The sequence below is a fragment of the Nostoc sp. T09 genome, assembly GCF_002154695.1.
Classification (GTDB): domain Bacteria; phylum Cyanobacteriota; class Cyanobacteriia; order Cyanobacteriales; family Nostocaceae; genus Aulosira.
In genome coordinates this window covers 86,261-97,189 of the sequence record NZ_MTAV01000089.1, presented here as the reverse complement: position 1 = coordinate 97,189, position 10,929 = coordinate 86,261, and the positions used below count along the sequence as shown (strand labels likewise).

Genomic DNA, 10,929 nt, shown 5'->3' with positions numbered 1-10,929 from the left:
AATATCAAACCTTTCCCCCTTTCCCCTTCCCCTTTTCCCGACTTTTGCAAGAAGTCTAATGACAAGGGCTGTACTACAAAGCCCACCTACCCTTCTAGGGCGACGGCGATTTATTGGGTAAGCGAGAAGGTTATACCCCTGATTCGCCAGATGTATCCTGTGAGAGAAGGGGTTAGGGGCTGAAGACGTGAGGTTATTGTAAAACGCCTGCCCGATATAGCTTTGGGCTTAAGTTGACACTAATGGCACCGATAAAATACTAGTATTACCGAAAGTTTGTGGATGTTCCCTACAATTGAGTTATTTTTTATCGTCTAGTGCTGAAGGTTATACCATTTTGGATTTTGGATTGTGAAACACCTATTGGATAAGCGTTTCAGATTTCCATCTGTCGCAATCATTTTTCAAATTGGTATTATTTTAATTAAAGAGCGATCGCACTTGAGATTTTTCTCAAGCGCGATCGCCTTTCTGCATCTATGATTTCTTTACACGCTCACAGGTGCAGTTTTTTTGAGTACTTGCAAATCATATTTGAGTACTTGCAAATCATATTTGAGTTCTCCGAGATGATATTTGGGTACTTGCAAATCATATTTGAATTCTCCCAGATGATATTTGGGTACTTGCAAATCATATTTGAGTTCTCCCAGATGATATTTGGGTACTTGCAAATCATATTTGGGTACTTGCAAATCATATTTGAGTACTTCCAGATAATATTTAGGTACTTCCAGATAATATTCAAGAACCTAAAAGTAATAAATGTGTATTTTATACCTTCATGCATGAAATTTTTAAGTAAAAATGCTGTATAAATATTAGATTTCACTGTAGACCATACTTTAGTTTATGCGGTTTTTGCTCAGGGCAATGGGTATGGCAGATGGCTAAAGTGGAAACACGAGCTTGTATTAATTTGTACAAATTTTTTGGCAGGAGATACATATATGGCACGATTGAAACGCGGTTCTACGGAATTGGATAAAGCAACGCGACGGATTGCGGGGATGCGATCGATCAGTGAAACGCTGGAATTTGGTGATGGCTTGAGTTTAATGGAGTATGAGAGGCGGATTCAAACCTTGCAAACGCAGCTATCGAGCTACAACAAGATGCTTTCTACATTAGATGAAGCAATGGGGCAGATTGAATTACTAGAGCAGGATTTGAGCATCTATTCGGAAAGGATGTTGATGAGTGTGAGGACGCGCTATGGCAAAAACAGTTTGCAGTATGTGCAGGCGGGGGGAAAGCCACGCCAGAGTAATAAGCGATCTGCAAAGAATACTGCATCAAAGACAACGGCGATTGCACCAAATGTAGAGCAGGCGACGACTAATGGCAAAAGTCCAAAGACAGCAGTGAATTAGGGGATTGGACTCATAGGTATGTAGGTAGGCGTAGCCCGTCGTAGCAAAAAGTCGGAGCGGCGGCTTCCGCCGATCTGTTAGCGACGCAGGAGCGTCACTTTTCAAGACAGACATCGCCCGCCTACAAACCAATACTGACAGTTGCTCCGGCGAAAGGCGATCGCGCTGCAAAAACAGTCTAAACCTTAACTTAGCGTAGAAATTTGTCAACTTCGAGATCTATATCGGGAAATGCTAAAGATGCGATCAAACCCGATTGCAATTGCCACACAGACTGATACTGACCTTGAACAGGTTGACGATGAACCCATAACAAAGAATTAGGAATATCTATCACCCAATATTCTTTTATGCCATTGCGAGCATATAGAGATGCCTTTTCTTCTAAATCGTAGCTAAGAGTTGAATTAGACACCTCGATTAGCCAGTAAATATCCACGGGTTCCGGGTGGCGTTCGTCATAACTGGACTCAGGAGGGACAGCAATACAAATATCTGGTTGTGGTTCGCCGTTACTAGATAAAAGGATTGGGGCTGAGGAAAATATCACCCCTTGATCGCCCAGCATTGATTCTAAATACTTAACTCCCCGCCGATAAGTTGCACGATGAATCGGCAGTTCTGGAGCCATATCGATAATATTGCCATCTATAAGTTCTACCTGTCGTCCTGCCAATAGCCCAGTCTCAATCATGCGGTGGTATTCCTCAACCGTCCACTTTGTTGATGTTCTGACCATTGGTTTCCTGGGGCAATACCGGACTTTTTTAATTATAAAGCGCTAATCCTGTATTAGATCTAATATTGAAATGGAGAACTGACAAGGAAAAGGCAGAATATGTTTACCTTTAACCCTTTGTAACTCTTCGCCTCAAGTAGTCACTTGTGAAAAAACCAATATCTAACTAGTGCGATCGCTCACGGTATTTGCCACGGCGGCGCGATAAGATTCTAAAACGATAGTCGTACTAAAGGTTTAAATGGCAGAAACTCTTTTCTTCAACGCCCTCCGTGAAGCCATTGATGAAGAAATGGCACGTGATTCGAGTGTATTCGTTCTTGGTGAAGACGTAGGACACTACGGCGGTTCCTACAAAGTTACCAAAGACCTTTACAAAAAGTATGGTGACCTGAGAGTTCTCGACACCCCGATCGCCGAAAATAGCTTTACAGGCATGGCAGTAGGAGCAGCGATGACTGGGTTAAGACCCATCATCGAAGGTATGAACATGGGTTTTTTGCTACTTGCCTTTAACCAAATCTCCAATAACGCTGGGATGTTACGCTATACTTCCGGCGGTAATTTTAAAATTCCAATGGTGATTCGAGGCCCTGGGGGTGTAGGTAGACAATTAGGCGCAGAACATTCCCAACGATTAGAAACTTACTTTCAAGCCGTTCCTGGGTTAAAAATTGTTGCCTGCTCGACACCTTACAATGCTAAAGGGCTGCTGAAATCAGCAATTCGCGATGATAATCCCGTACTGTTCTTTGAACACGTTCTGCTTTACAACTTAAAAGAAGATCTGCCAGAAGAAGAATACTTACTTCCTTTAGATAAAGCAGAAGTTGTCCGTCCTGGTAAGGATGTGACAATTATTACTTACTCACGGATGCGCCATCACGTATTGCAAGCCGTGAAAACTTTAGAAAAACAAGGTTACGACCCGGAAGTTATTGATTTAATATCACTGAAGCCATTAGACTTTGATACCATAGGTGCCTCGATCCGCAAAACCCATCGTGTAATTGTGGTGGAAGAGGCCATGCGTACAGCAGGTATTGGCGCAGAAGTCATCGCTTCCATTAATGACCGCTTGTTTGATGAATTGGATGCGCCTGTATTGCGCCTGTCATCCCAAGATATTCCCACGCCTTACAACGGTAATCTGGAGCGACTGACAATTGTCCAACCAGAACAAATAGTGGAAGCTGTAGAAAAAATGGTGGCTATGCGAGTCTAAATCAAGAGATCGGGGATGGGTTACTAGGAACTGGGAATTGGATAAAAAACTTAATCAAATATGCCCAATGCCCTATGACCCATTCCCCATCGCTAGTAACAATTTTCGTTAATAACTAATAACTCATAACTATTTAAAAGAGCGCTATTATAGCCTTTGTCAGTTGCGAGTTATGGTATGCAGAGACAGCGATCGCTATTAGCTTTAATTGTAGTGTTAATTATCGCCGCCATTGCGGTGATTCTTACAATTCCCATACCTTTGGGACTAGATTTGCGGGGAGGCTCACAGCTAACAATTCAGGTGAAACCCACAGCAGAAATTAAGCAAATCACCGAAAAAGAATTGGAAGGTGTGAAGAAAGTAGTTGAGGGACGGATTAACGGACTTGGCGTTTCCGAGCCAGTGATTCAAACTGTGGGTTCAGACAAAATCCTAGTGCAGCTTCCTGGGGTTAACGATCCAGAACAAGCAGAACGGGTACTAGGAGGTACAGCACAGTTAGAATTTCGCAAGCAAAAACCTGGTACAGAAACTCAACTGTTTGCTTTTCAAGCATCTCGCGCCGAACTAAAAGCCAAGCAACAGGAATTGAGAACTAGCAACGACAGTGCTGCAATCGCCAAAAATCAAGAAGAGTTGCAGAAAAATAATCAAGCGATCGCAGAATTGTTTGAAAGTACCAACCCACCCTTAATCGGTAAGTATCTTGAGAATGCTTATGGCGAACCCACCCAAGGTAACAACTGGAATGTTGCTATTCGCTTCAATCCACAAGGTGGTCAACTGTTTGCCGAACTGACTAAAAACCTCGCAGGTACGGGGCGTGGGATTGGAATTTTTCTAGATAATGAACTGATCAGTTCTCCCAGCGTCGGCCCCGAATTTGCCGCCGCAGGTATTACTGGTGGGGCTGCTGTGATTACAGGTAGGTTTACTGCCCAACAAGCTAATGACTTGGGCGTGCAGCTACGTGGTGGCGCATTACCCGTACCAGTAGAAATTGCTGAAAGACGGACAGTAGGAGCCACCTTAGGTAAAGACAGCATTCAAAGCAGTATCTACGCTGGCATTGGTGGTTTGACTTTAGTATTAATATTTATGGTAGTGTACTATCGACTACCAGGACTAATTGCGGATGTGGCATTAGTAATTTACTCTTTGTTGACTTGGGCTTGCTTTGCTTTGCTGGGAGTAACTTTGACTTTGCCTGGAATTGCCGGTTTCATCCTCAGTATCGGTATGGCAGTTGATGCCAACGTGCTAATTTTTGAGCGCACGCGGGAAGAATTAAGAGCAGGTAAATCACTATATCGTTCTGTGGAATCTGGATTTTATCGAGCATTTTCCAGTATTTTAGACAGCAACGTGACCACATGGATTGCTTGTGCTGCTCTGTTTTGGCTAGGTTCTGGGTTAGTGAAAGGCTTTGCTCTAACTCTAGCTTTAGGGGTGGCAGTAAGTATGTTTACGGCAATTACTTGTAGTCGCACATTGTTATTTGTGGCAATTTCTATTTCCTCCTTGCGGAAGACAGAACTTTACTGTCCTAACCTGCCAGTTAAAAATAAGGCAGAGGTGGCTCAATGAAACTGAGTATTAACAAATCGCGATCGCTATGGTGGGCTATTTCTTCCATCATCATTCTCAGCGGTATCATCTCAATGGTGATTTCTTGGCAAAACCCCAACATCAAAGCGCCCCTACGTCCTAGTTTGGATTTCGTCGGTGGTACGCGGTTACAATTTGAACGCGACTGTACTAAACCAGGTAACTGCGACAAACCCATTGATATCGGTGCTGTTCGGGATGTCGCTAAAGAACAAGGTTTAGGTGATAGCAGTATCCAAATTGTTGGTGATAACGGGATCTTAATTCGCACAAAAGACCTTGATGCCGATCAGCGCACCAAATTACGCAACACCTTAAGTGAAAAAATTGGTGAGTTTGATCCGCAAAAAAACCAAATTGACTCCGTTGGCCCAACTCTGGGACGAGAGTTATTTAGATCTGGTGTGTTGGCTTTGATTGTCTCCTTCGTGGGAATCACTGTTTACATGGCCTTCCGCTTCCAGCTGGACTATGCCATTTTTGCGATCGTTGCCCTATTCCACGATATTTTAATCACAGTAGGGGCTTTCTCAATTTTGGGTTTGGTACTGGGTATTGAGGCAGATAGCTTATTTATTGTCGCCTTGCTGACAATTACAGGTTTCTCAGTGAATGATACAGTCGTGATTTACGATCGCATTCGCGAAACTCTCAAAACTCATCCTGGAAGACCAATTTCTGAGATTGTCGATGATGCAGTTAACCAAACTTTAACTCGGTCAATCAATACGACCTTAACCGTATTGCTGACATTATTGGCTATCTTTCTGTTTGGCGGAGAAACTCTGAGGAATTTTTCCTTAGCCTTGATTATTGGCTTCACAATGGGAGCTTATTCTAGTATTTTCATCGCCAGTACTCTCTTAGCTTGGTGGCGAGAACGTACAGGTCAATCTCTCACGGTAGCAACTGCCCAAACAACTGATACCTCTGCCAGTTCTCAAGAGACTTAAGCTGGTGTATATTTCCTAACTGGGTGAAAGCATTTTGAATTGCTGATACCAAATTGCGATAAATTGGATGATTCCAAATTGGTGAAACATCCTAAACATCAATATTCCCAATTAAAAATCTCAAATTCCAAATTGGTATAACCCATATTTTGCCGTTTTACGTTCTATGGATCAATCAGAACAACCGTCACTTAATGGTGATAATTTTCATAATTCTGACCCAGCTTTTGCTCAACAGGTGGAAAGGCTACATCAGCTGACAGTCTACGGTCGGTGGTTATTTGTCGGTTGCTTGTGGCTCACCATTGCACCTGTTTGCTTGTGGAACCTACAATCTGAAATTGCTCTGTGGCAACAATACTTTACCTGGGTGGCGGTGCGATACGGACTCTTTTACCATCCACTGTCTACCTTTGGTTTAGCTTTTTGTATCGGCATGACAACTGCTGTTCTAATTTGGCAAAGTCGAAATATCCTCTTAGGGCTACCACTACAGGAAAAGCAACGCTTAGAAAAGCAAGTTTTTCGGATACGCCAACAGGGACCAACTCATCCTCTGTGGAAGTGGGTTTGTCAGCCTCTGCGGCAAATCAAAAATTAAACATCAGAAATCAAGAGTCTAGGTAATCGGGAACAGAGAAGTTCGCCCAACATTAAAATTTGGACTCCACTCAACTGCAAACTGCTGTATATGTACACGATGAGCGCTATCTGGCAAAATCTGATTTATAATAACTTTTTTGAAGTTGGCTACAGATGATGACGCAATGACACGGAGATATGCAGAGGCAAAATTTATTTGTAGCAAATTTATCAAAATTGGGATTAACGGTAGTAAAGATACTGCGAAAATCGGGTGTTGTACATGAACTATCCTCAAATTCAATTTAGCGATCGCAAGTCTGAAATTGATCTTTATCAACTGCGACAGCTGTTTGATATTTCTGCTTTCTGGGCAAAAGGACGTAGTATTGAGGATTTAAATGTAGCTATTACCAACAGCGATCCGGTAATTTCTGTATGGGATGGAAACCAACTCGTTGGCTTTGCTAGAGCAACTTCCGATTGTATTTATCGCGCCACAATTTGGGATGTTGTTATTCATCCAGAGTATCGTGGTACGGGATTAGGAAGCAAATTAGTCGAAACTGTTTTGAGTCATCCTCGCATCAGGTGGGTTGAGCGTGTTTATCTTATGACCACTCACCAGCAGGGATTCTATGAAAAAATGGGTTTTCAATCCAATACAAGTACCACTATGGTGTTACACAACCAACCTAAGCTTGATTCGCTCCCGTCTGAAGAAATTCAGCTTCAGGAATCACTAGGGGGATAGACAGTTGCAGCCTAGTAAATTGATCATTTCCTACCTGAGTTGTGGGAGGTATAACTTCTAGCTTTCCTCCCATCACTTCCATGAGAGTCTGATTCAGTAAGAGCTTCATTCCAGGTGAAAGATTCGGATTCTTTTTTTCACTTAAAAGAGCTTTGTCTTCAGCCTGGATGAAATCTATGGATTTGATAAAATCGATAGATTCGCTCCAAGGTAGAGCATGAACTGGCACATCCAGCCAAATATACGTAGATTGTTTCGTAGGTGAAGCGCTAGTAGAAATAGAAATTGTGCCTTCTTCCATCTGGGTAATGGCGGTATCTACTAAATTTAGCAATACTTGGCGTAGCCACCGCGGATCTGCCAAAACATAAATTTCTGAGTCTGGAGGCGACACTTGTAGAGAAAAGTTGCGATTCGCCGCCAGCATATAAGTTAAATTATAAACTTCCTGCAAAAGTTCAGCTAGTGATAGAGGTTGAATATCTAATTTGTTAGTACCATGCTCTACTCTGGCAACGTTGAGAATTTCATCGATGAGTTTGAGCAACTTCAACGCTCGTTCGTGAGCTTGGGCAATAAATTCTCGCTCTTCCTCGGGATTTTCACACAAATCCGACAAAATTAATTGATGTAAACCAATTAGGCCATTGAGAGGCGATCGCAATTCATGAGTAGTTCGCGCCAGAAAACCTGCTTTAAACTGGCTCATCTCCTTGGCCATTTGGTATGCTAACTGCGTTTCCTGCAACCGTTGCAAAGCTGGGGATGAATCTTTTGGCTCTGTTGTTGTTAGAGATGAGCTAAGTGTGGCGTTGGCAGAGCGTGCAAATAACCAGTGGAAACTCATTCCTAATAACAGCCCTGCTCCTAAATACACCCAATTATTCCAATTCATAATATTTGACAATTATCAGCTTTATTCTTTGACCACAAAGATTCAAAATTAAGTTCCTGATGTTCAGATTACCTATTCATTTCTAGTTTCGAGGTGCAATAGCAGATTTTTCAATTTTTACATCAGGAAACTTAGCGTAATTAAAGATACTATACCTTGTGCCTAGCAGTTTACTATCTAAATAGAAGTAGCCTTAACTCTACGCAGGTTAAGGCTACTTTTAAGCAAACTGTATTTTTATAAATACTTATAAATTTATCGCTAAAAATTTAACTTAATAGCACCTTGTCGCAAAATTTGCCAATCCATTCCTGTCCATTTAGTTACTGTAGAAGGTACACCCATTGCTGATACTTCACTTTGAGATTCTGTTGTTATTAAAGTTAAAACTTCAGGAAATTGCTGCTCAATTTCTGCCATCGTTTGCAAGGGCGCTTGACCAGAAAGATTAGCGCTAGTGGTTGCCAAAGGACCTGTTTGGGTCAAAATAGTTTGGGCGATCGCACTTGCAGGAACTCTAATACCAATTGTTGTTGGGTCAGTTGGGTTCATCACTTTTGGTACTAAGGCTGACGCTGGCAAAACCAACGTCAGCCCACCTGGCCAGTATTTATCTGTTAATTCCTGCCAAATTTTGTATTCGCGATCGCTACCTTGGACATAAGGCCACAAATCTGACCCGCTAGCTGCCATCAAAATTAAAGGTTTATCTTGACTGCGTTGTTTAGCAGCAAATATTAAAGCTGCTTGTGTTGGTAAAGCTGCGAGTGCAGGAACGGTATCTGTGGGAAAGCTCACTAATAAACCAGCGCGTGCGCCAGCTACCAGGGTGGACAAGGAAACTTGTGTCATGTTAAACGAGTGCAGAGTTAACAATTAATACATATAACGGTTTGCATTTGAGGGTAATATAACTTTTGGCGTTTACCAAATTTCATCTACCATCTAACTCAGCACTCAGCATTAACATAAGCCAGGGCAAAGCGTTCAATTCCAGCTAAATCAGAGTGAATTTGAATATTACTATAGCTACCTTGATTTTGCAGAATTTCTTTTACCCTATCTGCCTGTCCTGCCATCATCTCAATCAACCATACGCCACCAGGCCGTAAATAACTGGGGGAGATTTCAACCAAATGACGAATGCAATCCAAACCATCAGCTCCACCATCTAAAGCTAAATGTGGTTCATGAAAAGTTACTTCTGGTTGTAGTGTAGGTAGGATGCTGGTGGGGATATAAGGCGGATTGGAAACCATACCACTAAACTGACCTTTAAGGAATGTGAGTGGCTCCCACCAGGAACCTTGATAAAATCGAATCCGGTTAGCAAATCCCAAGTTTTGGGCATTTGCCGCTGCGATCGCCAAAGCTTCTGAACTGTAATCTACGGCGTGAATGGTGGACTCTGGAAAGACATTTGCTAGCCCTAGAGCGATCGCTCCACTACCAGTACCCAAGTCCACCCATTGTCCTTGCTGTAAAGCTGGGATTGCTTCACTATGATTGGCGGCTGTTACAGCTAAATCAATCAAGCATTCTGTTTCTGGTCTAGGAATCAAAACTGCGCTCGAAACGGCGATTTTAAACTGTCGCCAAGGTGAAACTCCCGCGATGTATTGCACTGGCAAGCGATCGTGTAACCGCCTTTGCCACAACTGCTCTAAATCTTCTAAAGGCAACTCCAGTTGAATTTGAGACCAATTTTTGTAAGATTCTAAACGCAGTGCCAAGCGATCTAAACCAGCTACCTCTTGTAGCAGCCAATCAACTTCCGCTACTGGAACATCTGTGGCGATCGCAGCTTGAATTGCCCTATGACGCCACTGCCAAAGTTGTAAACCAGAAATTACTTTTGGCTGTGTATCCGCCATACCTCAACATTACCTAGGCTTTTTAGGTTGTGTATTATTCCGATTGGGAGCCGCAGGAGCCTTAGGCGCATTATTATCTCTAGGCAGGGTCTTAATATATTCTCTAGACTCTGGCGATGGCACTAAGACAACTTGATTCAGCCAAGTATCATTTTTATCCTGCAAAGTTTTAATGACTCCATCTACATCTATTACCTGAATATCAGCTTTGGGATATTTAGGCTTCACTTGGTTTAATAAACCTTGGGCGTCTTGCTTACTTAAAAACAAAGGAATCAGTTGCTGATTGTCAGAGGTCAGTTTAATTGGTACATATCCTTTATCTGGTGCAAATCTAACTGCAAATACTGGCACACTCTTAAACTGATCTACCTTTTGACCGCTTTGGCGCAGTAAGTCCATCGCGCCTTGTATTTCCTGATCTACTGGTTTAAAGGCAAATAAAAGACGGTTAGGCTGATTTTTACTTTGTTGTAATTGCTGATAAATTACTCCCAGAGGTACTGCTGTTACTTGGAGATTTTTGACAATTTCTTGAATTTTTGGGTCTTTTCCTTGCGTACTCCGCAGATCCGTGATAAATTTTTGAGCTTCTTGCCGACTTAGATAAACTCCTGTCACTGAGCTACCTGCTTTTTGCCCATTTTGATTTTCAGGCAGGGGGCGACTAAGTGGCAGCCCTTTTTCATTTGTAACTAAATATACAGGCACTGAGTCTAATTTATCTTTTATTTGCTGTTCTGACAATGCCAGCACTGGAATATTTCCAGTAAAGACTGTTCCAAGCATTGTACTTCCAACTAAACCTAATGTTGCGCCCCAGCGAACTAATGATTTCATGACTACTCCTCGTGTCAACAATTCTATTAAGTCAGACAAATAGTTGGGTTTGCACAGAACCAACTTGTTTTAGTTATATAGCA

General features: G+C 42.3%; 12 protein-coding genes. 6 read left to right on the top strand and 6 right to left on the bottom strand.

Features of this window, described 5'->3' with window-relative positions; genetic code table 11:
• Nucleotides 1-488 precede the first annotated feature (488 nt).
• Entirely contained in the window at nucleotides 489-695 is a 207-nt protein-coding gene (locus tag BV372_RS18960) for a hypothetical protein (RefSeq protein ID WP_086688047.1), read from the bottom strand.
• A gap of 255 nt (nucleotides 696-950) precedes the next feature.
• On the opposite strand from BV372_RS18960, the gene BV372_RS18955 reads away from it, so the two are divergent.
• On the top strand, nucleotides 951-1,373 hold the full coding sequence (locus BV372_RS18955; RefSeq protein ID WP_086688046.1) for a hypothetical protein: 423 nt from the start codon (nucleotides 951-953) through the stop codon (nucleotides 1,371-1,373).
• A gap of 190 nt (nucleotides 1,374-1,563) precedes the next feature.
• Here BV372_RS18955 and BV372_RS18950 read toward each other — a convergent pair whose 3' ends face one another.
• Nucleotides 1,564-2,112: a Uma2 family endonuclease gene (locus BV372_RS18950; protein ID WP_086688045.1), complete on the bottom strand. Its 549-nt coding sequence runs from the start codon at nucleotides 2,110-2,112 to the stop codon at nucleotides 1,564-1,566.
• 241 nt (nucleotides 2,113-2,353) lie between these two features.
• Here BV372_RS18950 and BV372_RS18945 point away from each other — a divergent pair, with 241 nt between their 5' ends.
• The 5 genes from BV372_RS18945 to BV372_RS18925 all read left to right on the top strand — a co-directional run bounded on the left by BV372_RS18945 (nucleotide 2,354) and on the right by BV372_RS18925 (nucleotide 7,237).
• Nucleotides 2,354-3,337 carry an alpha-ketoacid dehydrogenase subunit beta gene (locus tag BV372_RS18945; RefSeq protein WP_086688044.1) on the top strand — a complete coding sequence of 328 codons (984 nt, stop codon included), beginning with the start codon at nucleotides 2,354-2,356 and terminating at the stop codon, nucleotides 3,335-3,337.
• Nucleotides 3,338-3,514: 177 nt separating this feature from the next.
• A complete protein-coding gene (secD, locus tag BV372_RS18940) occupies nucleotides 3,515-4,927 on the top strand; it encodes a protein translocase subunit SecD (RefSeq protein ID WP_086688043.1) in 1,413 nt (470 codons plus the stop codon).
• Entirely contained in the window at nucleotides 4,924-5,901 is a 978-nt protein-coding gene (secF, locus tag BV372_RS18935; RefSeq protein WP_086688042.1) for a protein translocase subunit SecF, read from the top strand. The genes secD and secF overlap by 4 nt, the downstream gene beginning before the upstream one ends.
• Nucleotides 5,902-6,067: 166 nt before the next feature.
• Nucleotides 6,068-6,502, top strand: coding sequence for a hypothetical protein (locus BV372_RS18930; RefSeq protein WP_086688041.1), 435 nt, complete (start codon nucleotides 6,068-6,070; stop codon nucleotides 6,500-6,502).
• A 264-nt stretch (nucleotides 6,503-6,766) separates the two neighbouring features.
• Nucleotides 6,767-7,237: a GNAT family N-acetyltransferase gene (locus BV372_RS18925; RefSeq protein WP_086688040.1), complete on the top strand. Its 471-nt coding sequence runs from the start codon at nucleotides 6,767-6,769 to the stop codon at nucleotides 7,235-7,237.
• Here the strand turns inward: BV372_RS18925 and BV372_RS18920 are convergent.
• The 4 genes from BV372_RS18920 to BV372_RS18905 form a co-directional block, all read right to left on the bottom strand.
• Nucleotides 7,179-8,132, bottom strand: a complete 954-nt coding sequence (locus BV372_RS18920; RefSeq protein ID WP_086688039.1) for a sensor histidine kinase KdpD — start codon at nucleotides 8,130-8,132, stop codon at nucleotides 7,179-7,181. The two genes, BV372_RS18925 and BV372_RS18920, sit on opposite strands and share 59 nt — an antisense overlap.
• A gap of 261 nt (nucleotides 8,133-8,393) precedes the next feature.
• Entirely contained in the window at nucleotides 8,394-8,984 is a 591-nt protein-coding gene (locus tag BV372_RS18915; protein WP_086688038.1) for an L-threonylcarbamoyladenylate synthase, read from the bottom strand.
• A 98-nt stretch (nucleotides 8,985-9,082) separates the two neighbouring features.
• A complete protein-coding gene (prmC, locus tag BV372_RS18910) occupies nucleotides 9,083-10,006 on the bottom strand; it encodes a peptide chain release factor N(5)-glutamine methyltransferase (RefSeq protein WP_086688037.1) in 924 nt (307 codons plus the stop codon).
• Nucleotides 10,007-10,015: 9 nt separating this feature from the next.
• A complete protein-coding gene (locus tag BV372_RS18905; protein ID WP_086688036.1) occupies nucleotides 10,016-10,846 on the bottom strand; it encodes a Tic22 family protein in 831 nt (276 codons plus the stop codon).
• Between the last annotated feature and the right edge of the window lie 83 nt (nucleotides 10,847-10,929).